Annotated in this window: 21 protein-coding genes and 1 pseudogene; 12 read left to right on the top strand and 10 right to left on the bottom strand. The window is 73.8% G+C overall.

From position 1 onward, the window contains the following. Positions 1–2: 2 nt before the first annotated feature. Both ACF08N_RS24815 and ACF08N_RS24810 read left to right on the top strand, forming a co-directional pair. A complete protein-coding gene (locus tag ACF08N_RS24815) occupies positions 3–425 on the top strand; it encodes a Zn-ribbon domain-containing OB-fold protein (protein WP_392326866.1) in 423 nt (140 codons plus the stop codon). Then, positions 422–1,213 carry an enoyl-CoA hydratase/isomerase family protein gene (locus ACF08N_RS24810; RefSeq protein ID WP_392326865.1) on the top strand — a complete coding sequence of 264 codons (792 nt, stop codon included), beginning with the start codon at positions 422–424 and terminating at the stop codon, positions 1,211–1,213. The genes ACF08N_RS24815 and ACF08N_RS24810 overlap by 4 nt, the downstream gene beginning before the upstream one ends. Positions 1,214–1,224: 11 nt before the next feature. On the opposite strand, the gene ACF08N_RS24805 is transcribed toward ACF08N_RS24810, so the two are convergent. The 4 genes and pseudogenes from ACF08N_RS24805 to ACF08N_RS24790 form a co-directional block, all read right to left on the bottom strand. Beyond that, entirely contained in the window at positions 1,225–1,707 is a 483-nt protein-coding gene (locus tag ACF08N_RS24805; RefSeq protein ID WP_392326864.1) for a hypothetical protein, read from the bottom strand. Between the two features lie 98 nt (positions 1,708–1,805). Then, a complete protein-coding gene (locus ACF08N_RS24800) occupies positions 1,806–2,405 on the bottom strand; it encodes a hypothetical protein (RefSeq protein ID WP_392326863.1) in 600 nt (199 codons plus the stop codon). A gap of 440 nt (positions 2,406–2,845) precedes the next feature. Further along, positions 2,846–5,254 (bottom strand): PQQ-binding-like beta-propeller repeat protein, encoded by a 2,409-nt coding sequence (locus tag ACF08N_RS24795; RefSeq protein WP_392326862.1) that lies wholly within the window; start codon positions 5,252–5,254, stop codon positions 2,846–2,848. A 1,097-nt stretch (positions 5,255–6,351) separates the two neighbouring features. Beyond that, positions 6,352–7,152, bottom strand: a pseudogene (locus tag ACF08N_RS24790) (VOC family protein); the annotation flags it as partial. 254 nt (positions 7,153–7,406) lie between these two features. Between ACF08N_RS24790 and ACF08N_RS24785 the strand changes: the two are divergent. After that, positions 7,407–8,054 (top strand): TetR family transcriptional regulator, encoded by a 648-nt coding sequence (locus tag ACF08N_RS24785; RefSeq protein WP_307714933.1) that lies wholly within the window; start codon positions 7,407–7,409, stop codon positions 8,052–8,054. Between the two features lie 90 nt (positions 8,055–8,144). Here ACF08N_RS24785 and ACF08N_RS24780 read toward each other — a convergent pair whose 3' ends face one another. Both ACF08N_RS24780 and ACF08N_RS24775 read right to left on the bottom strand, forming a co-directional pair. Next, on the bottom strand, positions 8,145–9,377 hold the full coding sequence (locus ACF08N_RS24780; RefSeq protein WP_392326861.1) for an acyl-CoA dehydrogenase family protein: 1,233 nt from the start codon (positions 9,375–9,377) through the stop codon (positions 8,145–8,147). Positions 9,378–9,465: 88 nt separating this feature from the next. Next, on the bottom strand, positions 9,466–9,840 hold the full coding sequence (locus ACF08N_RS24775; RefSeq protein WP_392326860.1) for an iron chaperone: 375 nt from the start codon (positions 9,838–9,840) through the stop codon (positions 9,466–9,468). 33 nt (positions 9,841–9,873) lie between these two features. Here ACF08N_RS24775 and ACF08N_RS24770 point away from each other — a divergent pair, with 33 nt between their 5' ends. Further along, a complete protein-coding gene (locus ACF08N_RS24770; RefSeq protein WP_392326859.1) occupies positions 9,874–11,043 on the top strand; it encodes an acetyl-CoA acetyltransferase in 1,170 nt (389 codons plus the stop codon). A 76-nt stretch (positions 11,044–11,119) separates the two neighbouring features. On the opposite strand, the gene ACF08N_RS24765 is transcribed toward ACF08N_RS24770, so the two are convergent. Continuing rightward, on the bottom strand, positions 11,120–11,701 hold the full coding sequence (locus ACF08N_RS24765; protein WP_392326858.1) for a TetR/AcrR family transcriptional regulator: 582 nt from the start codon (positions 11,699–11,701) through the stop codon (positions 11,120–11,122). 72 nt (positions 11,702–11,773) lie between these two features. On the opposite strand from ACF08N_RS24765, the gene ACF08N_RS24760 reads away from it, so the two are divergent. Further along, positions 11,774–12,454 (top strand): pyridoxal 5'-phosphate synthase, encoded by a 681-nt coding sequence (locus tag ACF08N_RS24760; RefSeq protein WP_392326857.1) that lies wholly within the window; start codon positions 11,774–11,776, stop codon positions 12,452–12,454. A gap of 3 nt (positions 12,455–12,457) precedes the next feature. Here the strand turns inward: ACF08N_RS24760 and ACF08N_RS24755 are convergent, their stop codons facing one another. Both ACF08N_RS24755 and ACF08N_RS24750 read right to left on the bottom strand, forming a co-directional pair. After that, positions 12,458–12,853 carry a Zn-ribbon domain-containing OB-fold protein gene (locus ACF08N_RS24755; protein WP_392326856.1) on the bottom strand — a complete coding sequence of 132 codons (396 nt, stop codon included), beginning with the start codon at positions 12,851–12,853 and terminating at the stop codon, positions 12,458–12,460. Further along, positions 12,850–13,302 carry a DoxX family protein gene (locus tag ACF08N_RS24750; RefSeq protein ID WP_392326855.1) on the bottom strand — a complete coding sequence of 151 codons (453 nt, stop codon included), beginning with the start codon at positions 13,300–13,302 and terminating at the stop codon, positions 12,850–12,852. The genes ACF08N_RS24755 and ACF08N_RS24750 overlap by 4 nt, the downstream gene beginning before the upstream one ends. Before the next feature lie 160 nt (positions 13,303–13,462). Here ACF08N_RS24750 and ACF08N_RS24745 point away from each other — a divergent pair, with 160 nt between their 5' ends. From ACF08N_RS24745 to ACF08N_RS24725, 5 genes are all read left to right on the top strand, one after another. Then, positions 13,463–14,644 (top strand): flavin-containing monooxygenase, encoded by a 1,182-nt coding sequence (locus ACF08N_RS24745; RefSeq protein WP_392326854.1) that lies wholly within the window; start codon positions 13,463–13,465, stop codon positions 14,642–14,644. A 506-nt stretch (positions 14,645–15,150) separates the two neighbouring features. Next, positions 15,151–17,382 (top strand): acetate--CoA ligase family protein, encoded by a 2,232-nt coding sequence (locus ACF08N_RS24740; RefSeq protein ID WP_392326853.1) that lies wholly within the window; start codon positions 15,151–15,153, stop codon positions 17,380–17,382. A gap of 68 nt (positions 17,383–17,450) precedes the next feature. Further along, complete coding sequence (locus tag ACF08N_RS24735) at positions 17,451–18,176, top strand: enoyl-CoA hydratase/isomerase family protein (protein WP_392326905.1); 726 nt, start codon at positions 17,451–17,453, stop codon at positions 18,174–18,176. Between the two features lie 82 nt (positions 18,177–18,258). Beyond that, complete coding sequence (locus ACF08N_RS24730; RefSeq protein WP_392326904.1) at positions 18,259–18,852, top strand: flavin reductase family protein; 594 nt, start codon at positions 18,259–18,261, stop codon at positions 18,850–18,852. A gap of 42 nt (positions 18,853–18,894) precedes the next feature. Further along, positions 18,895–19,395, top strand: coding sequence for a DUF1203 domain-containing protein (locus ACF08N_RS24725; RefSeq protein WP_392326852.1), 501 nt, complete (start codon positions 18,895–18,897; stop codon positions 19,393–19,395). Positions 19,396–19,532: 137 nt separating this feature from the next. Here the strand turns inward: ACF08N_RS24725 and ACF08N_RS24720 are convergent, their stop codons facing one another. Continuing rightward, a complete protein-coding gene (locus tag ACF08N_RS24720) occupies positions 19,533–20,840 on the bottom strand; it encodes an MFS transporter (protein ID WP_392326851.1) in 1,308 nt (435 codons plus the stop codon). Positions 20,841–20,911: 71 nt separating this feature from the next. Here ACF08N_RS24720 and ACF08N_RS24715 point away from each other — a divergent pair, with 71 nt between their 5' ends. Both ACF08N_RS24715 and ACF08N_RS24710 read left to right on the top strand, forming a co-directional pair. Further along, positions 20,912–21,898 carry a GlxA family transcriptional regulator gene (locus tag ACF08N_RS24715; RefSeq protein ID WP_392326850.1) on the top strand — a complete coding sequence of 329 codons (987 nt, stop codon included), beginning with the start codon at positions 20,912–20,914 and terminating at the stop codon, positions 21,896–21,898. A 70-nt stretch (positions 21,899–21,968) separates the two neighbouring features. Further along, the gene (locus tag ACF08N_RS24710; RefSeq protein ID WP_392326849.1) at positions 21,969–23,165 is read left to right on the top strand and encodes a glycosyltransferase; all 1,197 of its coding nucleotides are present in this window, start codon (positions 21,969–21,971) and stop codon (positions 23,163–23,165) included. The last annotated feature ends 10 nt before the right edge of the window (positions 23,166–23,175 follow it).

Genomic DNA, 23,175 nt, shown 5'->3' with positions numbered 1-23,175 from the left:
AAATGCTCGCACCGGTGACCGACGACGACGGCGCCCCCTTCTGGGAGTACGCCGCCCGCGGTGAGCTCCGCGTCCAGTCCTGCGCCCGCCCCTCCTGCGGCGAACCGCGCTTCCCGCCCCGCCCGTGCTGCCCGCACTGCGGGTCCTTCGACAGCGAGTGGCGCCTGATGTCCGGGCGCGGCCGCATCTGGTCGTATGCGATCCCCCACCCGCCGCTGCTGCCCGACTACGCCGCCCATGCCCCGTACAACGTCGTCGTCGTCGAACTCTCCGACGCCCCCCGCATCCGCCTCGTCGGCAACGTCGTCACCTCCCCCGACGCCCCGCTGGACTCGCTCGACCCGGCACGGCTGCGGATCGGGGCCCCGGTGCGGGCGGTGTTCGACGGCAACGGGCTCCCCCGCTGGCTGCCGGAGCGGCCGTGAGCATCCGGGTGGAGACGGACCAGGACTCGGGCGTCGCGCTCGTCACCCTCGACCGGCCGGCGAAGCACAACGCGATCGACCTCGCCATGGCGGATGAACTGGCCGCCGTCTGGCGGAGGTTCCGCTTCGACGACACGGTGCGGGCGGCGGTCGTGACGGGCGCCGGCACCGCGGCGTTCTGCACGGGCATCGACCGTGCGGCCGAGGTGCCGCAGCCCTCGTCCCCGTATTCGGTGGACGATCCCCTGCTGCGGATCGGCCCCAAGGCCAACGACCTGTGGAAGCCGGTCGTCGCGGCGGTGGAGGGCATGGCCTGCGGAGGGGCGTTCTACCTGCTCGGGGAGAGCGAGTTCGTGGTGGCCTCGCGCGAGGCGACGTTCTTCGATCCGCACACGTCGTACGGGATGGTCAGCGCGTACGAGTCGGCGTACATGGCGCTGCGGATGCCGCCGGGCGAGGTGGCGCGGACGGCGCTGATGGGGAACGCGGAGCGGCTGTCGGCCCGGCGCGCGTACGAGACCGGTCTGGTCTCGGAGCTGACGGAGCCGGGCGGGGCCGCCGCGGCGGCGCTGCGGGCCGCCGCGGTGATCGCCTCGTATCCGCCGGAGGCGGTACAGGGCACCGTACGGGCGGTCTGGTCGGCGACGGAGTCGGCGCGGGCGGGGGCGCTCGCCCTCGCCCCGCACCTGGTCGTGCTCGGGAACCTGCCGCCGGAGCGGCAGGCCGAGTTGTTCACGGGCGGGCGGGGCAGGGGCGGTCGGCGCAGAGCCCGCTTCACGGTGCGCTGAGGCGCTCCGGTTCAGCTGCGGGAGGCGCGGGAGACCTCGCACTTGGTGTACTCGGAGCCGTCGCCGGAACCGGTGTACGGGGTGGTGAGCACCGCGCTCTCGGACGCGCCCGCGGCGACGGCGATCGCCGTCTTGGTCGCGGTGGCGGGAACGGCGGAACCGCCGGCGGCGCCGATGAACTTCATGGTGACGTCGTAGTCGTAGTCCAGCGCGCCACTGTTGGTGACGGTGATCCGCGCCGTGAGGTTCTTGGTCGCGGTGTCGTACTTGCACTCGTCGATGGTGATGTCACGCGCGGCCTTGTCGGCGCCGGAGCCGCCGGGCAGCGAACCTCCGCTGCTGCCGGAGCTGTCGTCGTCGCGGTGGCTGCTGCCGCCGCTGCTGCTGGAGCTGCTGTTGTTGTCGCAGCCGGCGCCTCCGGAGCCGCGGGCTCCGGTCAGGGCGACAAGTGCGATTCCGAAGACGGCGAGCGCGCGGACATGACGGATCTTCACGTTTCAACCCCCGTTGAAAGTGTCGGCAGATGGGGCTCGTTGACGAGCGCACGTCACCCTAGCAGCGCTGCCGTGCCGTCTCGTTCCACGGTGACGCCTCAGCGCTCGTCCCGCTGTCCGGGCGAGGGAAGTGTGGGCGGCCCCTCTGGTCCGTGTCCGTCGTCGTACGGGCCGGACCGGTGGGGGCCCCGGTCGTACGGGACGGGTCCGCCGGCGTCGGGGCCGTACGGACCCCAGTCCTCCTGCGGCAGGCGGTGCGTCTCCTCGTCGAACTCCTCCTCGCGGCGCCGACGGCCGCTCATGACCACGGCGGCGACGAGCAGCAGGACGCCTCCGCCCGCGACGAGCGCGACGCCTGTGCCGAGGCCCGCCCCGTCACCGCCGACGGTCAGGCTGCCGGCCGCCTGGCCCTGGCGGACCATCCACAGGACGGTGAAGCCGAGCACGATCAGACCGGACAGGGCGACGAGCAGGCGCGAGCGCAGCAGCACACCGAGCAGCGTGATCAGCGCGCCGAAGGCGAGCGGCAGCAGGACCGACGTCAGGAGCGGGCCGTCGGTGCCGGTGATGCCGTTGAAGAGGTCCTGGACGCGGTAGTCGCGCCCGTGACGGCCGTCGTACCAGTCACGGAAGGGGCTCCATACGGCGGCCGTCGCTCCGGCGAGAGCGAGGATCGAGCCGATGACGTTACGGATCATCGCCGGCCTCCTTGAGTCAGCCGCTCCGGTCATGACCGCTCTCGGTCCTGACGCTACGCCCGCCGCGGGTACCCCGCCAGGCGCGTCGTACGCGCGTGGCCTGGGCACCCGCGATTGAGGACACGGCCGCAGGCCGTGCCGTGCCACCGGGCGGCGGCCGAGTCCCGTCGGGACCGTGCTCCACACGGGCGGGCCGAGCCGGGGCGACTCCAGCCCGTCCGGCGTTTGAGGACACGGCCGCAGGCCGTGCCGTGCCACCGGGCGGTAGCCGGGTCCGAAGCCTCGGCCGGGTCGCCGGGGCTCTGCCCCGGACCCCGCGCCTCAAACTCCCCCTACGGCCTGGCGGCCGTGGGTGGGGGTACCTCCCACGCCGCCAGGCGTAGGGGGAGTGCCCCCAGCGGGGCTGGATTTGCCCGCGGGCGCAGCGCCCCGCGCCCGGGTCAGCGGGGGCCGCGGCCCGTCGCCGTGCCCTTCGCCGCGTCCAGCGCGTACACGCAGCGGTCCTTGCTGCACGCGTACACCACGCCGTTCCGGGCCACCGGCGACCCGGTGATCTCACCACCCGTGGCGAGCTTCCAGCGCAGCTGGCCGCCGCTCGCGTCGAGGGTGTACAGCACGTGGTCCGCCGAGCCGAAGTGCACGCGGCCGTCCGCGACGACCGGCGTGCCGACGACCTCGCCGCCCGCCGCGAACCGCCACATCGGCGTGCCGGTCACGGCGTCGAGGGTGTACAGCGCGCTGCCGCTGCCGACGTGGATGTTGCCGGCCGCGACGAGTACGGGCTCGATGGACTGGCGGGGCTCGGTGGCGATGCGCCAGCGGTCCTTGCCGGTGGTGGCGTCCAGCGCGTACACGGTGCCGAGGTAGTCAGCCAGGTACACGCCGCCGCCCGTCACCGCGGGGCCCGGCGCGAAGGCGGGCGGCGAGAGGAAGACGGCGGGCGCCTCGAAGTGCCAGCGCACCAGGCCGGAGGCGATGTCGACAGCGAGGACGCGCGTGCCGGCGGAGACGTAGACGTAGCCGTCGGGCGCCGGCTGTACGCGCACGGGCACATTGCCGCAGGAGGCGGCGTCGCCCACGGGGTAGGACCAGCGCTCCTCGCCCGTGCGGGCGTCGAGGGCGCGCAGACGGGCGTCCTTCCACACGTAGACGGTGTCGTCGAAGATCGCCGGCCCCGCCTCGGCCGTCTCGAAGTCCGTCTGGGCACCGGTGATCTCCCACAGCTTCTCGCCGTTGGACGCCTCCCACGCCTGGACGCCGCCGCCGCGGGTGCCGGTGAGGACGGTGCCGCGGTCGGCCTTGAGTGAGTACACCCAGGCATCGGTCTGCAGCCGCCAGCGCTCGCCGCCGCTCGTGGCGTCGAGTGCGTAGAGCGTGGGCCCGTCGGAGGCGTGGATACGGCCGCCCGCGACCGCCATGGACCAGGCGACGTCGCGCGTCTTGAACTGGCGGCGGCCGGTGCCGACGTCGAGCGCGTGGACCTCGAAGGAGGTGACGTACAGCAGGTCGCCGGCGACCACCGGCGTCCCCCACACATCGTTCGACATGCGGAAACGCCACGGGCGCCAGTGCCCGGGGCCGGTCTCCTGCTGGGGCGGCGGGGGCGCCGGGGCGGGGACGGCGCTGGTGGCCGCGGCATCGGAGCCGTTCAGGCCGCCGGGCGGGCGGATCCAGCCGGTGGCCGGGCCCGCGTCGGCGACCGGGGCGTGCCCGGCGCCGACCGCGCGCAGCCCGGGCCCGATGGGCACGGCGGCGCCCGCCAGCCGTACGGGTCCGCCGCTCGAGTGCGCGGCAGGCTGACCGGAACGGGGGTCGCCCGCGCCGTGCCAGGCCGGCTCGCGCTCGGGAGCGGGGGTGGGGGCGGGGGTGGGGGCGGGGGCGGGCGGCACGGGCGGCGGCGGAGGCGCCTGGAGTGCGGGCCGGGAGGGCTCGGCCGGGCGCGGAGCTGGGGCGCGGCCGCCGCCGCGGCGGGTTTCGATCATGGCGGTGGCACGGCCTGGCAGCCACGCGGATGCCGTGCCGCTGTCGTCGCCGCCGGAGGAGAAGAGATGCGGGGCGAGCTGGGCCTGGAGGTCCTCGGGCGTGGGCCGCAGGGCCGCGTCCATCTGCATGCAGGAGTCGATCAGCGGGCGCAGCTCGTCGGGCAGCCCCTCCAGGTCGGGCCCTTCGCGCAGCAGCATGAAGACGGTCTCGACCGGGTTCGCGCCATGGAAGGGGGCGTGGCCCGTGGCGGCGAAGACCAGGGTGGAGCCGAGCGAGAACACGTCGCTGGCGCCGGTGACGCTGCGCGAGTCGCGGGCCTGCTCGGGCGACATGTAGGCGGGCGTACCGACGGCGACGTTGGTCATGGTCAGGCGGGTGTTGGAGACGCCGGACGCGATACCGAAGTCGATGACGCGCGGGCCGTCCTCGACGACGAGGACGTTGGACGGCTTGAGGTCGCGGTGGACGAGGCCCGCGCCGTGGATCGACTGGAGAGCCTCGGCGATGCCGGCGGCGAGCCAGCGGACGGCCTGGGCGGGCAGCGGCCCGCACTCGTTGACGATCTCCTCCAGGGAGGGCGCGGGTACGTAGGCGGTGGCGAGCCACGGCACGGCGGCACGCGGGTCGGCGTCGACGACGGCGGCCGTATAAAAGCCGCTGACCGCGCGGGCGGCCTCCACCTCACGCGTGAAGCGGACGCGGAACAGCTGGTCCTCGGCGAGCTCGGTGCGCACGGTCTTGATCGCGACCCGGCGGCCGGACGCCGACCGGGCGAGATAGACCAGTCCCATGCCGCCGGCACCGAGCCGGCCCAGCACCTCGAACGGACCGATCCGTCTCGGGTCGTGCTGCGTCAGCTGCTCCATACTTGCGTGCCACCTCCCCGTACGGGCTCCGTCGAATTGGAGCCCGTCATCAACAGCCCCGTGCAGGGTCTCACCATCGAGCCCCTCTGCGGTGAGCACCCTGATTCTTCCTGTCCGGGGCGGCGGTTGCGAACCCGGGGGCGGATCGGGGTGTCTCACCCCGTTTCGGACATGCCTCCCGGCCCGCGCCCCCCGTGGGGACGCACCCGGCCGCCTCCGGGTTGCCCCCCGGGGCCGACGTGGCGGGGCTGCGCTTCGGCCCGGGCGGGCCGACGTGGCGGACCGGCGTCACGCACCCGGTCGGCTGCTGCCCACCCGCCGCGGCGCTCAGGCGCCCGCGGTGCCGTCCCTCTCCGGGGAGTCGGCACCCGGCTCCGGCGCGCGGCCGGGCCAGGGGCTGTCCGGCGGATCAGGACCGGACAGGACGCGGCGTCCGGTGCATGGGGTCTCCCCCAGGCCCGCAGGGGCCGAGGGGGTGGGGTCTCCCCAGGCCCGCAGGGGCCGAGGGGGTGGGGTCTCCCCAGGCCCGCAGGGCCGAGGGGAAGCATCGCAATGCGCCGGAGTGCCCTGATAGCGGAGCTATTCGGGGCTTCGGCAACGCAGCGAGGAGCCCGGCAAGATCGGCGAGACACCCCCTAGGGCTCGGGTCGCGGCTCCTCGTGAGTCTCGGGCCCCGCCTCCGGCGCACGGACGGGCCCCGGCTTGTCACGATCAGGCCCCTCCTCCGGCGCAGGCCCGGGCCCCGGCTCCCGCGCGGGGCCGCCCTCCGCGTCAGGAGCCGGCACCGTCCCCGGCTCCGGCTCCCGTGCGGGGCCGCCCTCCGCGTCAGGAGCCGGCGCCGTCCCCGACTCCGGCTCCTCACCCGACCGGGCGTGCCGCGCGTGCCCCGGCTCCCGTGCGGGGGCGGGCGCCGTCCCCGGCTCCGCCTCCTCACCCTCCTCGCCCGACCGGGCGTGCCGGGCAGGGCCCGGCTCCCGCATGGGGGCGGGCGGGCGGCCGGACTCCGTTTCCGGGTGGAGTTCGGGGTCCAGGCGGGGGGCCGGGGCCGCCGTCGGCTCAGGGACCGGCCGGGCCAGCCGGCCCTCCCCCAGTCCGGCGGCCGCGGGCTCCGCCAGCACCGCGAACGTCGCACCCTGGTCGTCCGTGAGGACCGCGGTACGCCCGTACGGGATGTCGAAAGGCGCCGTCCGCACCCGGCCGCCGAGCCGGACGACCGTCTCCGCGGTCGCGTCGCAGTCCTCGACGCAGAAGTAGACGAGGAAGTGGCCGGGCATCTCCGCCGGCAGGGAGTCGGTGATCACGCTGCGCCCGCCCACGGCCGTGCTCTCGCCCGGTTCCGTGCCCGCGGGCGACCACATGCGGAAGTCCTCGGACGTGATGCCGGGCAGGTCGGTGCCCTGGAAGCCGAGGACTCCCTCGTAGAAGGCGTCGACGCGCTCCTTGTCGCGCGTGTAGACCTCGGTCCAGCAGAAGGAGCCGGGCTCGCCCTGCTTCTCGAAGCCCGTACGCTCACCCGCCTGCCACAGTCCGAAGACCGCACCGCCCGGGTCCGCCACGACGGCGGCCGTGCCGGCCGGGCCGACGGGCAGCGGGTCGTTGATCACCCGGCCGCCGCCCGCGGCGATGCGGCGGGCGAGCGCGGCGGCGTCGGGGGTGGCTAGATACACGCCCCAGACGGTGGGCATGCGGCCGTCGCGCTTGGGGGTGAGCGCGGCGACGAGGCGGCCTCCGCTGTAGGCGTCGGCGTACCGGCCGCGCGAGCGGCCGCCCGGGAGCGGGTCGCCGCCGCCCTCCGTGAAGGTCCAGCCGAAGAGCTCGCCGTAGAAGCGCTTGCCCGCCTCGACGTCGGGAAGGGACGCGTCCACCCAGCACGGCGTGCCCTCTGTGAATACGGCCATGGAGTGGCCCCTTCCGTGTGGTGCCCGTCACATCAAGCTAACGTCGCATCACGCGGAGCGCGCGGAATGAAATCGAACAAACACCCAGAAGGTGGGGCACGGAGTGCATCCGGTGACCCTGCGCGACGAACCGTCTCGGTGGGTTGTCCACCGAAGTTGTCCACAGGCTGTTGATAACACTATTCGCTCGCACGCCCGCCCCCATTTGCAGTCGGCCGAATCGCGCGCCGATCACCCCTCGGTAAGCTGACGGCATGACAGGACAAGTACGCACCGTCGACGGCCGGGTGGCCGGACGACGCGGACAGGCGACGCGGCAGAAGCTGCTCGACTGCCTCAGCGAGATGCTCAGCTCCTCGCCGTACCGGGACGTCAAGGTCATCGACGTGGCCCGGAAAGCGGGCACTTCCCCCGCGACGTTCTATCAGTACTTCCCGGACGTGGAGGGCGCCGTCCTCGAGATCGCCGAGGAAATGGCCAAGGAAGGCGCATCGTTGACCGATCTGGTCTCCGGGCGCTCCTGGGTCGGCAAGGCCGGCTGGCAGTCCTCGGAGGAACTGGTCGAGGGCTTCCTCGACTTCTGGCGCCGCAACGACGCGATCCTCCGCGTGGTCGATCTCGGCGCGGCTGAGGGCGACAAGCGGTTCTACAAGATCCGCATGAAGATCCTGAACTCCGTCACCAACTCCCTTACCGAGGCGGTGCAGGAGCTCCAGTCCAAGGGCAAGGTCGACAAGGACGTGAGCCCCGCCGCCATGGCCGGGTCGCTGGTGGCGATGCTCGCCGCGGTGGCCTCGCACCAGAAGGGCTTCACCACCTGGGGAGTAAAGCAGGCCGAACTGAAGCCGAACCTGGCGCTGTTGGTGCACCTGGGCATCACCGGCAAGAAGCCGACGAAGTAGCGTCGCACAGCACCACCCGAAGTCCTGTCACGCCGACGGCGGTCACCCATGAGGTGACCGCCGTCGCGCGTTCCCCCTCCTCCTCGGTCTTCACCCGCCAGAGGGGCACGGCGCGAAGAGCCCGGCGCGTTCGGCCGCGGCGTCGCGCAGCCGGTGGACCGGGCCGAACAGCAGCTCGTCGGCCGTCGCCCGCTTGAGGTACAGATGGGCCTCGTGCTCCCACGTGAAGCCGATGCCGCCGTGCAGCTGCACGGCCTCGCCCGCGACCGCACGCAGCGACTGGAGGCACTGCGCGAGGGCCAGCGGTCCCGCGGACCGGTCCCAGGCCGCGTGGTACGCCGCCGAGCGGGCCGCCTGGACGTGCACGTACGCGTCGGCCAGTCGGTGCTTGACCGCCTGGAACGAACCGATCGCCCGCCCGAACTGCTCGCGCACCGTGACGTGTTCGACGGTCCGCTCCAGCGCGCTCGCCGCGGCGCCCGCCGCCTCGGCCGCCAGCAGCACCGCCGCATGCGTCCCGGCCGCCGCGAGCGCGGCCCGCACCGCGGGCGCGTCGTCCGCGCCGAGCAACTCGGCCTCGGCGTCCCGCAGTTCGACGCGCGCCTGGGGGCGGGTCTCGTCCAGCGCGGTCTGCCGGGTCACGGTCACCCCGGCCGCCTCCGGGCGGACCAGGAACAGGAGCGTACGACTCCGGGCGAAGCCTCCCGTGTGCGCGGCGACCAGCAGCAGGCCCGCGCTGTGGCCGTCGAGGACCTGGGCGGCCTCCCCGTACAGCAGCCGGCGCCCGTCGCCCGCGGGCCGCGCCTGGATTCCTCCGGCGCGCCCTCCCCCGGCCCACGCGCCGTCGGGCGGGACCTCGGGCGCGGTCAGGGCGAGGGAGGTGCCGAGGGCGCCGCCGGGTACGGCGAGGGTGCAGGTCAAGGAGCCGTCGGCGATGCGCGGGAGTAGCTGTCGCCGCTGGTCGGGGGTGCCGAGCGCGTCGATCAGCGGCGCCGCGATGCCCGAAGTGGCTATCAGTGGCGACGGCAGCAGAACCCGGCCCGTCTCCTCGCAGGCGAGGGCCAGCTCGGTGAGCGTGCAGCCCGCGCCCCCGTACGCGGCGGGCAGCGCGAGGCCGGGCAGGCCGAGGCGGCCGGCGAGCCGGCCCCACAGCTCGGTGTCGTATCCGGCCCCGGTGCGCACTGCGGACCGGACGTCCTCCGGGGCGGACCGTTTGGCGAGCAGGTCGCGCAGGGTGCGGCGGATCTCCTCCTGCTCTGCGGTGAAGGCGGCAAAGGCGCTGACGGGGGTGGCGGGGGTGAAGGCGGTAGAGGCGGCGTCCATCCGGTGGGCTCCTCCCACAGACCTGACCTGACGGGCCGTCATGTTAGGTGGGGCGATGCCAGAAGCCCAGAGACGGGGAGCGGACGGATCAGCACACCGGGCCGGGCGGCGCGGCGGCGGCGGCCCGCAGCAGGTCGCGCACGAGACCGAAGTCGATCCGTTCCATGCGCCGGAAGCGCAGGCAGCCCTTTCCCATGTCCTGTCCGGCCAGCCGGGCACCGAAGGATTCGCGCACGTCGGGACGCATCAGATAGAGGGACAGGTACTGCTTCTGGGCGGCGAAGGCGATCTCCGGCTCCGCGCCCGGCCGGCGGTAGGCGGGCATGCCGTACGCCATGACCTCCTCGTAGCCGGTCAGCTCCATCCGGCACAGCTCCCGGATGCGGACGAGCGCCGTGAGCCGGTCCGGCTCCGCGACCTCCTCCAGGTAGGCGTCGACGTCGGCGGAACTGCTGAAGACCATACGCCTCACCTTTTCTGATGTACCGTCAGATTCATGCCTGCCTCACCGCGCAAGGTCGCCGTCGTCGGCATATCCCTCTCGGACTGCGGTCGCGTCGACGGCCCCACTCCTTACACCCTGCACGCCCAGGCCGCTCGGCGCGCGCTCGCCGACTCCGGCCTCGACCGGTCCGTCGTCGACGGCCTGTGCTCGGCCGGCCTCGGCGCGCTGGCCCCCGTCGACGTCGCGGAGTACCTGGGCCTGCGCCCCACCTGGGTGGACTCCACTGCGGTCGGCGGCGCCACCTGGGAGGTCATGGCCGCGCACGCGGCCGACGCGATCGCCGCGGGGCATGCGAACGCGGTCCTCCTCGTCTACGGATCGACCGCCCGCGCCGACATCAGGGCGGGGCGCCGCACCTCCAACCTCACGTTCGGGACGCGCGGTCCGCTGCAGTTCGAGGTGCCGTACGGACACACGCTGGTCGCCAAGTACGCGATGGCCGCCCGCCGCCACATGCACCAGTACGGCACCACCCTGGAACAGCTCGCCGAGGTCGCCGTCCAGGCCCGCGCGAACGCCGCCGCGAACCCGGACGCCATGTTCCGCGACCCGATCACCGTGGACGAGGTGCTGGCCGGACCGGTGATCGCGGACCCGTTCACCAAGCTGCACTGCTGCATCCGCAGCGACGGGGGGTGCGCGGTGCTGATGGCCGCGGAGGAGTACGTGCCGGACACGGCGAAGGCGCCGGTGTGGATCCTCGGCACCGGCGAGCACGTCTCGCACACCACGATGTCGGAGTGGGACGACTTCACCGTCTCGCCGGCGGCGGTCAGCGGCCGGCTGGCCTTCGAACGGGCCGGGGTGCGGCCCGACGAGATCGACATCGCCCAGATCTACGACGCCTTCACGTACATGACGCTGGTGACGCTGGAGGATCTGGGCTTCTGCGCGAAGGGCGAGGGCGGGGCGTTCGTGGAGGACGGGCGGCTGCTGCGGAACGGGGACCTGCCGGTGAACACGGACGGCGGCGGCCTTTCGGCGTGCCACCCGGGGATGCGGGGGCTGTTCCTGCTGGTGGAGGCGGTGCGGCAGCTGCGCGGCGAGGCGGGACCGCACCAGGTGCGCCCTGCGTCCGGCCGGCTGCCGGGGCTGGCGGTGGCGTCCGGGACGGGGGGCTGGTTCTGCGCGTCGGGAACGGTGGTGCTCGGGCGGGACTGAGGTCCGCCCACCCCGCCCCTTCCCGAACCCGGGACCCGCCCCGGACGCCGGTACGATCCCGAGGCCACCGTCCGGACTACGCCCCGTCCTCCGGGAGGATCCGCCGCACCAGGTCCTCGATCAGCACTCCCGCCTCCTCCTGCGGGAACACCTCCGGGAGCGTCAGGCGCTCCACCACCAGCCAGTTCGCCGCGAGATAGATCATCTTCACCGCCGCCGCGTCACCGGGCAGGCCCGACGCCAGGTGGGCCTCGACGTTGCGGGCGACGTCCTCGCCGACGCGGGCCGTGAGCACCGCGCGCAGTTCGGGGCGGCGCGTGGCCTCCAGGCGGAGTTCGAGCAGTGCCAGGTAGCCGGTGCGGAAGGCGGTGACCCGTTCGACCACCTCGCGGACGAGCTGCGCCGTGCGGGCGCGGGTCGCCGGGCCCGAGGACATGGCCCGCATCGTGGCGTCGTCCGGGCGCAGGCGTTCGTAGATGCGGGCTCCGGCCTGGTTGAGCAGGTCGTCACGGTTGGCGAAGTAGTTGGAGGCCGTCCCCTTGGGGACCTTCGCCTCCGCGTCGACCGCGCGGAACGTCAGACCGCGCGCCCCGTCCCGGGCGAGAACCTCGATCGCGGCGTCCACGAGCGCCGCGCGCCGGGCCAGGTTCTGCCTCATCCGTACTCCTTGCGCCGCCGATCCATGACCACTGCAAGTGTAGTGGCATCGGGTGGGCGTTGAATGATCCCCATGAGCGACGACGAGACCGCCCGCCAGGAGACGTTCCGGGCCCTCCTGCACGCGCAGCGGGTGTGGGACGTGCCGTCCCTGCCCTCCTTCGACCCGGACACCGCGCCGGCCACCCCGCTGGAACTGTTCCACCGCTGGTTCGCCGAGGCCGCCGCGGCCGGCCAGTGCGAACCGCACACCATGACGCTCGCGACCGTGGACGACGCGGGCCGCCCCGACCTGCGGACGCTGATGCTGCACGACGCCGACGCACGCGGCTGGCACTTCGCCTCGCACTCCACGAGCGCGAAGGGCCGGCAGCTGGCCGCCCGGCCGGAGGCCGCTCTCGGCTTCTACTGGGCCGCCCAGGCCCGCCAGGTGCGGGTGCGCGGCCCGGTGGACACGGCCACCGCGACGGAGGGGCAGGCCGATCTGCACGCCCGCTCGACGGGGGCCCTCGCCGCCGCGCTCACCGGCCGCCAGAGCGAGGTACTGGACTCGCAGGCCGAGCTGGCGCGGGCGTCGCAGGCCGCGTGGGAGCGGGCCCAGGCGGAGCCGGACGCGCCCGTGCCGACCTGGACGCGGTACGTGCTCCGGCCGCGCGAGGTCGAGTTCTTCCAGGGGGACGCCCGGCGCCGGCACGTACGGCTGCGGTACCGGCGCACGGGGGACGGCTGGGAGCGCGAGCTGCTCTGGCCGTGAGCGTCACGCCGGGCGGAAGACCGGGACCGTGACGCCGTCATCCCCCGTACGGAACGCCGCGACGAGCTGCATGCCGACGGCGAGGTCCGCCGCCGGGCACGCGACGACCTCGGTCATCATCCGCGGCCCCTCGTCGAGCTCGACGAGGGCGGCCGTGTACGGGACCCGGTCGCCGAACGGCGGGAGGTCGTTGCGGTGCACGACGGACCACGTGTAGAGCGTGGCCCGGCCGCTCGCCCGCTCCCAGCCGACGTTCTCGCTCCAGCAGTGGGGGCAGAACTCGCGCGGGTAGTGGTGCGCCCTGCCGCAGTCGCCGCAGCGGCGCACCAGCAGGGCACCGGCCGCAGCCGCGTCCCAGAAGGGGCGGGTGAAGTCGTCGATGCCCGGGGTGGCCGTCACGGGAAGAGTCCGATCGCGTGGTCGAGGGACCAGGTCTGCCAGGACATGGCGAAGAGGGCGACGAGGGAGATCAGCGCCATCATGGCGTTCTGCCCCTGCTCCGCCCAGTCGTGGATCATCAGCACGAGATAGAACAGGTTGAGGAGCAGCCCGCCGACGAGGGCGACCGGGGTGAGCAGGCCGCTGACCAGGCCGAGACCGAGGGCGAGTTCGGCGTACACGACGACGTACGCCATCAGCCGGGGGCGGGGGGCGACGACCTTCTCGAAGCCTGTGCGCACGGCGGGCCAGCGGTGCTCCCGCGCGATGCCGGCGGCCCAGGTGATGCCGGTGCCGCGCTCGAACCAGCCCTTCCTGTCCTTGTGGCGCCAGCTCTCCAGCCACCACAGGCCGAGACCGATGCGCAGTACGGCGGCCCATTCGGCGCCGCTGAGCCAGACGGTCCGCATCGCCCACCCCTCTTCCCATCCAGCCAGCAGATCTGACGGTATGTCAGTTCAGCGGATCGGGCCGACGGACGCAAGACCTCCACAGGCGTGACCCATTCGCAACCGAACGAGGTCTTGACCGAGACCCATCAAGAAAACGGAAGATTTACGCTCACCGTCCATGACCGACGATATGGGCAGGATCAAGGGCATCGACCGCACGGACGACCGGCCCGTCTACGTCGTCGGCGGCGGCCCCGGCGGACTCGCCGCCGCGGCCGCGCTGCGGGAACGGGGCGTACGGGCCGTGGTGCTGGAGAGGTCCGGCTCCGTCGGTGCCTCCTGGCGCGGTCACTACGACCGGCTGCGCCTGCACACCACCCGCACGCTGTCCGGACTGCCCGGCCTGCCGATGCCGCGCTCGTTCGGGCGCTGGGTCGCGCGCGACGACGTGATCCGCTACCTGGAGACGTACGCCGAGCACCACGAGCTGGAGATCGTCACGGGCGTCGAGGTGTCCCGCATCGAGCGGGCGGGCACGGACTGGCTGCTGCGGGCGAGCGGAGGCCGTGAACTGACCGGCCGCGCGGTCGTGGTGGCCACCGGCTACAACCACACCCCTCACGTGCCCGACTGGCCGGGCCTGGAGGCGTACGGGGACGGGCTCGTCCATGCCTCGCGCTACCGCGACGCCACCCCCTACGCGGGCAAGGACGTCCTGGTCGTGGGCGCGGGCAACACCGGCGCGGAGATCGCGGTCGACCTCGTGGCGGGCGGCGCGGCGCACATCCGCCTCGCGATCCGCACCGTCCCGCACCTGGTGCGCCGCTCCACGGCGGGCTGGCCCGCCCAGCGCTCGGGCATCCTCGGACGCCGCCTGCCGGTGTGGCTGGTGGACCGGGCGGCCGCGCTGCTGTGCCGGCTGACCGTGCCCGACCTCGCCGCCCAGGGCCTGCCGCGCCCGGACACCGGCCTGTACTCGCGCGCACGGGAGGGCGCGGTCCCGGTCCAGGACCCGGGCCTGATAGACGCGGTGCGCTCGGGGCGGGTCGAAGTGGTCGCGGCGGTCGAGTCGTTCGACGACCGGAAGGTGGTCCTCGCGGACGGCACCCGGCTGACGGCGGACGCGGTGATCGCCGCGACGGGCTACCGGCGCGGTCTTGAGGACCTGGTGGGCCACCTCGACGTACTGGACACCGCCGGCCGCCCACTCGTGCGGGGCGGCCGCTGCCCGGCGGGGGCGCCGGGTCTGTACTTCACGGGCTTCACGAACCCGATCAGCGGGATGCTGCGGGAGCTGGCGAAGGACGCGAACCGGATCGCGCGAGCGGTGTCCCGCGCCCACGCCCGCCGGACGGCCTGACCGGGGCCGGGCGGGCCCGGCCGGTCGCCGGCCTGACGACGGGCACCCCGGGCCGGACCACGGCCTGATCAACGACCGACGCCCGGCGCGGCCGTTGTCGCGCACCGGCGGCGCCGGGCACGGCGAACCGCCACGGGCGGACCGGCCGGAGGACCGGCACGACGCAGGGCGCCGCGGACCCGGCGCGGCAGCCCGGCGGACCGCACCGCGGATCCGCACGACGCAGGGCGCCGCAGACCGCACGACGCAATACGGGTACGGCGGACCGACACGACACAGCGCGCGGCGCAGGGCGGACCGGCACGGGCCGACCGGCAGGACGCAGGGCGCCGCGGACCCGGCGCGGCAGCCCGGCGGGCCGGCGCAGGGCGGACCGGCGCCGGCACGGCGCATCGGCACAGTTTGCGTACGAGCGGTTCCTGACGCTCAGTCAGTTCGCTAATCTGACTGAGCGTCAGCTATTGGGCCAGTCGGCCCGCACCGTCGAGCGGGAGCGGGGACCAGCGATGCTCGGATCAACTCACGGCACCCTCACCTCCGACCTCCGCGCGCGCGTCGTCGCCTGCGGCGAGCCGACCGGGGACGCCGTTCACGAAACCGCCGCCGTCACGGACGCGGCGGGCGAGGCCGACGTCAGCGGACGGCCGTTGTACGCGGCCGTGCCGGACCTCGACCGGTTCTTCCGGCCCTCGTCCGTCGCCGTCGTCGGCGCGTCCGACACCGAGGGCCGCCCGAACGCCGGCATCACCCGGCAGCTCGTCGCCTGGGCCGAGCGCGTCGGGGCCCGGCTGCACCCCGTGCACCCGTCCCGCGCGTCCGTCTTCGGGCGCGCGTGCGTACGGTCCGTGCGCGACCTGCCCGCACCGGTCGATCTGGCCGTCCTCCTGGTCTCCGACCCGCTGCCCGTGGTCGAGGAACTCGCCGAGGCGAAGGCGCGGTTCGCCGTGGCCTTCGCGTCCGGCTACGCGGAGACCGGCCCCGAGGGCGCGGCCGCGCAGGCGCGGCTCGCCGCGGCGGCCGAGCGCGCCGGCGTCCGGCTGCTCGGACCCAACACCAACCTCAACGCCTTCGAGCACTTCCGCGACGACCTGGAAGGCCCCGCCGTGGCGCTGGTCACCCAGTCCGGACACCAGGGCAGGCCGGTGTTCGCCCTGCAGGAGCTCGGCGTACGCCTCTCGCACTGGGCGCCGACCGGGAACGAGGCGGACTTGGAGAGCGCGGACTTCATCGCGTACTTCGCCGAGCAGCCGGAGGTCGGGGCCATCGCGTGCTACCTGGAGGGGCTACGGGACGGGCGCTCCTTCCTGCTCGCCGCCGACCGGGCCGCGCGCCGCAAGGTGCCGGTCGTCGCGGTCAAGGTGGGCCGCACCGAGACCGGCGCGCGGACGGCCGCCACGCACACCGGCAAGCTCACCGGGACGGACACGGTGGTGGACGCGGCGATGCGCCAGTACGGCGTGATCCGGGTCGACGGCCTGGACGAACTCCAGGACACTGCCGCCCTGTTGGCCCGTGCCCGTCCCCCGGTCTCCGACGGGGTCGCCGTGTACGCGATATCCGGTGGCACGGGCGCGCACTTCGCGGACCTGGCGACGGCCGCGGGCCTGCGCATCCCGAGGCTGTCCGAGGCCCGGCAGGCCGAGCTGCACCAGTGGATCCCGGCGTACCTGAACGTGGCGAACCCGGTGGACAACGGCGGCCACCCGGTCGGCGACGAACGGGGCCGGAAGATCATCGACGCGCTGCTCGACGACCCCGCGATCGGGGTGCTGATCTGCCCGATCACGGGCCCGTTCCCGCCGATGAGCGACCGGCTCGCCCAGGACCTGGTGGATGCCGCCGAGACCACGGACAAGCTGGTGTGCGTGGTGTGGGGGTCGCCGGTCGGGACGGAGGAGGCGTACCGGTCGACGCTGCTGGGGTCCTCGCGCGTGGCGACGTTCCGTACGTTCGCCAACTGCATCACGGCCGTACGGGCCCATCTGGCGCACCACCGCTTCACCAACGGCTACGTCTCGCCGTTCGACGAGGCGCCGCGCACCCCCTCCCCGTCCTTCCGCAAGGCGCAGGCGCTGATGCGGCCGGGCGAGCAGCTGAGCGAGCACGCGGCGAAGCAGCTGCTGCGGGCGTACGGGATCCGGGTGCCGCGCGAGCAGCTGGTGACGAGCGCGGCGGCGGCGGTGCGGGCGGCGGGTCTGGTCGGCTACCCGGTGGTGATGAAGGCGTCCGCGCCGCGCCTCGCGCACAAGACCGAGCTGGGCCTGGTCAGGATCGGGCTCACCTCGGCGAGCCAGGTGCGCGACGCCTATCGCGAGCTGACCGACATCGCCCGCTACGAGGGCATCGAGCTCGACGGGGTGCTGGTGTGCCAGATGGTCGAGCGCGGGGTGGAGATGGTCGTCGGCGTCACCCAGGACGCGCTGTTCGGGCCGACGGTGACGGCGGGACTCGGAGGCGTGCTGGTGGAGGTGCTGAACGACGTGGCCGTGCGCGTCCCGCCGTTCGGCGAGGACCAGGCGCGCGCGATGCTCGCCGAACTGCGCGGCCGGGCGCTGCTGGAGGGGGTGCGGGGCGGGCCGCCGGTGGACGTGGACGCGCTGGTCGAGGTGGTGCTGCGGGTGCAGCGGATGGCGCTCGAACTGGGCGGGGTGCTGTCCGAGCTGGACATCAACCCGCTGATGGTGCTGCCGCGGGGGCAGGGCGCGGTGGCGCTGGACGCGCTGGCGGTGTGCCGGTGACGGCCGACGAGGTACTGCACGCGTGCGCCGGCGGCGTCTCGTGGATCACGCTGAACCGGCCCGAGGCGATGAACGCGGTGACGTGGGAGCAGCGGGAGCGGATCATCGGGCTGCTCGGCTCGGCGTCCGAGGACCCGGCCGTGCGGGCGGTGGTGCTGACGGCGACGGGGCGGGGTTTCTGCGCGGGGGCCGACCTGCGCGGCTCCCCGGCCACGACGGCCGGCGAACGGCTGCCGGGTGACGTCGCCCGGATGATCCGGCTGGGCGCGCAGCGGCTGATCGGGGCGGTACTGGACTGCGAGAAGCCGGTGATCGCGGCGGTGAACGGCACGGCGGCGGGCATCGGCGCGCATCTGGCGTTCGCGTGCGATCTGGTGCTGGCGTCCGAGGACGCGCGGTTCGTCGAGGTGTTCGTGCGGCGGGGGCTGGTCCCGGACGGGGGCGGGGCGTATCTGCTGCCGCGCCTTATCGGCCCGCAGCGCACCAAGGAACTGATGTTCTTCGGCGACGCGCTCCCGGCACACGAAGCGGAACGCCTCGGCCTGGTGAACCGGGTGGTCCCGGCGGACGCCCTGGAGAAGACGGCCCACACGTGGGCGAACCGCCTGGCGTCGGGCCCGACGAGGGCGCTGGTGCTGACGAAGCAACTGGTGAACGCGTCTTTGGACACGGACCGGGCGACGTCGTTCGCGGCGGAGGCGTGGGCCCAGGAGATCACCATGACGACGCGGGACGCGACGGAGGGCGTGACGAGCTTCGTCGAGCGGCGGCCGGCGGGGTTCGAGGGGCGGTAGGGCACCGGCCTGCGGACGCGCACGGGCATTCTCATCTGACGCTCCGTCAGGTTCAATGGAATCCATGATGGGACACGCCGCCATGGCCGCCACTGCCGTTCGCTATCTCCAGTCCGTCGGAGCCGCGACCGTCTCGCCCGGAGCGTACGAAGGGGCGCGACGGGCGCGGCTGCGGGCCGTCGGGGAGGACGAGCGTGCGGGCGTCGACGGCGGCGCGTTCCGGCGGGTGCTCGGGCACTTCGCCACCGGCGTCACCGTCGTCACGGCGCACGACGAGGACGGGCCCGCCGGGTTCGCGTGCCAGTCCTTCGCCTCGCTCTCGCTCGACCCGCCGCTCGTCGTCTTCATGGTCGGGCGCGCCTCGACGACCTGGCCGCGCATCGCCCGCGCCGGGGCCTTCTGCGTCAACGTCCTCGCCGAGGACCAGGGCGCGTTGTGCCGGGGGTTCGCCGTGAGCGGCGCGGACAAGTTCGCGGGGGTGGACCACCGTCCGGCGCCGGTGACGGGCGCGCCGCTGCTGGACGGGGTCGCGGCCTGGGTCGACTGCACCGTCCACGCCGTCCACACCGGCGGCGACCATCTGATCGTGGTCGGCCGGGTCGAGGCGCTGGACGCCCGGGACGACGCCGCGCCGCTGCTGTTCCACCGGGGCCGGTTCGGGCGCCTCGACGTCTGAATCCCGCCGGCAGGCGGGCGGGGCGGGCCCGATGCTGGGCGCATGGACATCCGCCATGAGGCTCTCGCCATCGCCCCCGTCGTACTGAAGCAGTTGCGCGAGCGCGACGACGCCGGGCTCGTCCCGCGCCCGTACACCGACCCCGAGGGCGGCGCTCCGCTGCGCTGCTGCCTGCGGCACAGCGAGGCCGGGGAGCGCATCGTCCTCGTCTCGTACGCGCCGCTGCGCCGCTGGGCGGCCGCGACGGGCGCCGAACCGGGCCCGTACGACGAGGTCGGTCCCGTCTTCGTGCACGCCGGGGAGTGCGGGGGCCGACTGCCGGGTTCCGGCGATCCGGCCGAACTCCACGGCGCGCGCCGGGTGTTGCGCGCCTACGGTGCCGACGGGCGCATCCTCGGCGGCACGCTCGTCGAGCTCCCGAAGGAGCGGGCGGCCGAGGTCGACGGCGTCCTGCGGGAGGTCTTCGCCGACCCGGACGTGGCGCTCGTCCATGTGCGCGCCGTCGAGTTCGGCTGCTTCATGGTCGAGATCCGGCGCCGCTGACCGGCCGCCTCACCAGGCCGGTCGCGGATCGCGCCGCTCCGGCGGGGTCTGCTCCGGCAGCGGGCGGCCCGTGTCCGTGCGCAGCAGGTACCCCGGGTCCGGCGGGTAGTCGCACCGGGCCCGCGGCGACTCGCTTTCTAGCCGGCCGCCGGCACGACCTTCGGCAGCGGCTTCCGGCGGATGACGAGGGCCATGAGCGCGGCCGCCGCACACAGCGCCCCCGAGGCGTACCAGACCACGTCGTACGAGCCGAACACGTCGCGCGCCACACCGCCGGCGAACGCCACCGCCGCGGCGCCCACCTGGTGGGAGGCGAGGACCCAGCCGAAGACGATCGCGCTGTCGTCGCCGTAGTGCTCGCGGCACAGGGCGATGGTCGGCGGGACCGTGGCCACCCAGTCCAGGCCGTAGAAGACGATGAAGAAGATCATCGGTGGCTGCACGGAGGGCGCCAGCAGCATCGGCAGGAACAGCAGCGAGACGCCGCGCAGCGCGTAGTAGACCGCGAGCAGCCGGCGCGCCTCGAAGCGGTCCGTGAACCAGCCCGACGCGATGGTGCCGACAATGTCGAAGACACCGATGACGGCGAGCAGCGAGGCGGCCGCCGTGATCGGCATGCCGTGGTCGTGGGCGGCGGGCACGAAGTGGGTCTTGACCAGGCCGTTCGTCGAGGCGCCGCAGATCGCGAAGGTCCCGGCGAGCAGCCAGAAGGGACCGGTGCGGGCCGCCCTGAACAGGACGGTGAGCGCGCGGCGGGCCGCGCCCGGCACGGGGTCGGGCTTGGGTGTGAAGCCCTCGGCGCCGTACGCGGCGAGGCCGACGTCCGCCGGGTGGTCGCGCAGCAGCAGCCACACGAACGGGACGACGGCGAGCGCGGCGAGCGCGACGGTGACCGCGGCGGGCCGCCAGCCGTGGTGCTCCACCAGCCAGGCCAGCAGGGGCAGGAAGACCAGCTGCCCGGACGCGCCCGCCGCGGTGAGGATGCCGGTGACGAGGCCGCGGCGCCGGACGAACCAGCGGTTGGTGACGGTCGCGGCGAAGGCGAGCGCCATCGAGCCGGACCCGAGGCCGACGAGGATGCCCCAGTACAGGACGAGCTGCCACGGCTCGGTCATCCACACCGTGAGGACGGAGCCCGCCGCGATCACGGTGAGGGCGACCGCGACGACCCGGCGGATGCCGAACCGGTCCATCAGCGCCGCGGCGAACGGCGCGGTGAGCCCGTACAGCGCGAGGTTGACCGAGACGGCGAAGCCGATCGTGCCGCGCGACCACTCGAACCTTTCGTGCAGCGGCTCGATCAGCAGGCCCGGCAGGGAGGCGAAGGCGGCGGCGCCGATGATCGTCACGAAGGTGACGGCGGCGACGAACCACGCGCGGTGGACACGGGGAGGACGGCGGAGCGGCCGGCGGGAGCCGGTGTGCGGGGCGGTTGTCTGGGTCACGTCACCCAGCTTCGGCGTCCGTACCGTGCGCAACGAGTGGCCCGAAGGACAGCATTCGCTAGGATCGGGCCATGACCGAGGTGAGAAAGCATCGGGTAGTGGTCCTGGCGCTGACCGGACTGCTCCCCTTCGAGCTGGGCATTCCGCACCGCATCTTCGGCCGCGCCAAGGACGCCGAGGGCCGCTTCCTGTACGAGATCCTCACCTGCGGCCTCACCGCGGGCCCGGTCCGGACGGACGCCGACTTCTCGGTCGCCGTCGAGCACGGGCCCGAGGTGCTGGCCACCGCCGACACGGTCGTCGTCCCGGCCTCGTACGAGCTCGGCCCCGTCTACGAGGAGGGGCGCCTCACCGACGACCTGGCCGCCGCACTCGCGTACATCCGGCCCGGCACCCGCATGGTCTCCATCTGCACCGGCGGCTACGTCCTGGCCGCGGCCGGCTGGCTCGACGGCCGGCCCGCCACCACGCACTGGTCGGCGGCCGAGCACTTCCAGCGGCTGTTCCCGTCCGTACGGGTCGACGCGGACGTCCTGTTCATCGACGACGGGGACGTGCTCACGTCGGCGGGAGTCGCGGCCGGGCTCGACCTGTGCCTGCACATCGTGCGCCGCGACCACGGCACGGCCGTCGCCAACGAGGTCGCGCGCCGCACGGTGGTCCCGCCGCACCGGGACGGCGGCCAGGCCCAGTTCATCCACCGCCCGCTGCCCGAACCGCAGGTGGCGACCACGACCTCGGCCCGCGCCTGGGCGATCGCCCGCCTGCACGAGCCGATCCAGCTGCGCGACATGGCGGAGCAGGAGTCGATGTCCGTACGGACCTTCACCCGGCGCTTCCGCGAGGAGGTCGGCGTCAGCCCCGGCCAGTGGCTCACCCAGCAGCGCGTGGAGCGGGCCCGGCACCTGCTGGAGTCCACGGACCTGTCGGTGGACCAGGTGGCACGGGATGCGGGCTTCGGCACGGCCCAGTCGATGCGTCAGCACCTGCAGTCGGCGCTGGGGGTCCCCCCGACGGTCTACCGCCGCACGTTCCGCGCGGGGGCGGGGAACGGCTGACGGGCACCCCTCAGCGACCGCGCGTGTGGGAGGCTCGGTCCGAGCCCGAAGCCAGATGGGGAGACTCTTCATGGACCGTGAGACCGTCAGCCGCGCTCCGAACGCTACGGATCGCGCCTTCCGTCTGATCGTCACGGGTGGCGGCACCGGCGGTCACACCTATCCTGCGCTCACCGCACTGCGCACATTGCAAGCCAGGCTTGCGGCCGGCGGTGGAGCACTGGACGTCCTGTGGGTGGGAACGGCCGACGGCCTGGAGTGCCGTGTCGCAGCCGCCGAGGGCATTGCGTTCGCGGAGGTCGCCACCGGCAAGATCCGCCGCTCCAAGAACCCGCTCAAGCTGGTGTCGCCGGCCAACGTGAAGGACATGAGCAACGTCCCCCGCGGCGTCAGTCAGGCACGAAAGATCGTCTCCGATTACCGACCCGACGTGGTGCTCGCCACGGGCGGCTACGTGGCCGTCCCGGTGGGACTGGCCGCCAAGATGTGTCGCCGGCCGCTGGTGGTCCACGAGCAGACCGTGCGGCTCGGCCTCGCCAACAGGGCACTCGCCCGTGCCGCAACGAAGGTCGCAGTTTCCTCCGAAGCCACCCTGCCGCTGCTTCCCGAGTCGACGCGGGAAGCAGCCGTGGTCACCGGCAATCCAGTACGGCCCGAGGTATCGACCGGACAGGCCGACAAGGCAGTGCAGGTGCTGGGGCTTCGGGGCTTCGACCGGGCTCTGCCCACCGTTTACGTGACCGGTGGCGCCCAAGGCTCGGCACAGATCAACGACACCGTGCGCAGCATCCTGCCGTGGCTTCTGGCTCAGGCCAACGTGGTCCACCAGTGCGGCGAGGCGAATGTCACCGCACTGCGCCGGTTCGCGGCCACGCTTCCCACGGACCTGGCGGGTCGGTACTACCTGACCGGCTTCGTCGGCCCGGAGCTGCCCGACGTCCTCGCCCTGGCCGATGTGGTGATCTCACGCAGCGGAGCCGGGACGATCGCCGAGCTGACCGCTCTGGGCAAGGCGGCTGTCCTCATTCCGCTCGCCTCGTCTGCGGGCGGGGAACAGATGCACAACGCACGCCACTTGCAGGACGCCGGTGCCGCGGTCGCCCTGCTCGACGGTGTCTCGCCGACGGGTCTGCAAAGCGCCGTGGGTCCGCTGCTCACGGACCCGGGGCGCCGCACGGGCATCGCCGAGCGGGCCCGGTCGCATGGCCGGCCGGACGCGGCGGAGCGCCTGGTAGATGTGTTGCTCTCCGCCGCCGCCCGCCACTGACCGTACGTTG

Origin of the sequence: Streptomyces sp. NPDC015127 (assembly GCF_043080095.1) — a bacterium.
GTDB lineage: Bacteria > Actinomycetota > Actinomycetes > Streptomycetales > Streptomycetaceae > Streptomyces.
This window is presented reverse-complemented; position numbering and strand designations above follow the sequence as displayed.

Excerpts from the sequence above, each read along its gene's own strand:
- ACF08N_RS24815 (WP_392326866.1), top strand. The coding sequence starts at position 3 with ATGCTCGCACCGGTGACCGACGACGACGGCGCCCCCTTCTGGGAGTAC.
- ACF08N_RS24800 (WP_392326863.1), bottom strand. The coding sequence starts at position 2,405 with ATGATCCGTAACGTCATCGGCTCGATCCTCGCTCTCGCCGGAGCGACG.
- ACF08N_RS24795 (WP_392326862.1), bottom strand. The coding sequence starts at position 5,254 with ATGGAGCAGCTGACGCAGCACGACCCGAGACGGATCGGTCCGTTCGAG.
- ACF08N_RS24785 (WP_307714933.1), top strand. The coding sequence starts at position 7,407 with ATGACAGGACAAGTACGCACCGTCGACGGCCGGGTGGCCGGACGACGC.
- ACF08N_RS24780 (WP_392326861.1), bottom strand. The coding sequence starts at position 9,377 with ATGGACGCCGCCTCTACCGCCTTCACCCCCGCCACCCCCGTCAGCGCC.
- ACF08N_RS24775 (WP_392326860.1), bottom strand. The coding sequence starts at position 9,840 with ATGGTCTTCAGCAGTTCCGCCGACGTCGACGCCTACCTGGAGGAGGTC.
- ACF08N_RS24770 (WP_392326859.1), top strand. The coding sequence starts at position 9,874 with ATGCCTGCCTCACCGCGCAAGGTCGCCGTCGTCGGCATATCCCTCTCG.
- ACF08N_RS24765 (WP_392326858.1), bottom strand. The coding sequence starts at position 11,701 with ATGAGGCAGAACCTGGCCCGGCGCGCGGCGCTCGTGGACGCCGCGATC.
- ACF08N_RS24760 (WP_392326857.1), top strand. The coding sequence starts at position 11,774 with ATGAGCGACGACGAGACCGCCCGCCAGGAGACGTTCCGGGCCCTCCTG.
- ACF08N_RS24750 (WP_392326855.1), bottom strand. The coding sequence starts at position 13,302 with ATGCGGACCGTCTGGCTCAGCGGCGCCGAATGGGCCGCCGTACTGCGC.
- ACF08N_RS24745 (WP_392326854.1), top strand. The coding sequence starts at position 13,463 with ATGACCGACGATATGGGCAGGATCAAGGGCATCGACCGCACGGACGAC.
- ACF08N_RS24740 (WP_392326853.1), top strand. The coding sequence starts at position 15,151 with ATGCTCGGATCAACTCACGGCACCCTCACCTCCGACCTCCGCGCGCGC.
- ACF08N_RS24735 (WP_392326905.1), top strand. The coding sequence starts at position 17,451 with ATGAACGCGGTGACGTGGGAGCAGCGGGAGCGGATCATCGGGCTGCTC.
- ACF08N_RS24730 (WP_392326904.1), top strand. The coding sequence starts at position 18,259 with ATGGCCGCCACTGCCGTTCGCTATCTCCAGTCCGTCGGAGCCGCGACC.
- ACF08N_RS24725 (WP_392326852.1), top strand. The coding sequence starts at position 18,895 with ATGGACATCCGCCATGAGGCTCTCGCCATCGCCCCCGTCGTACTGAAG.
- ACF08N_RS24715 (WP_392326850.1), top strand. The coding sequence starts at position 20,912 with ATGACCGAGGTGAGAAAGCATCGGGTAGTGGTCCTGGCGCTGACCGGA.
- ACF08N_RS24710 (WP_392326849.1), top strand. The coding sequence starts at position 21,969 with ATGGACCGTGAGACCGTCAGCCGCGCTCCGAACGCTACGGATCGCGCC.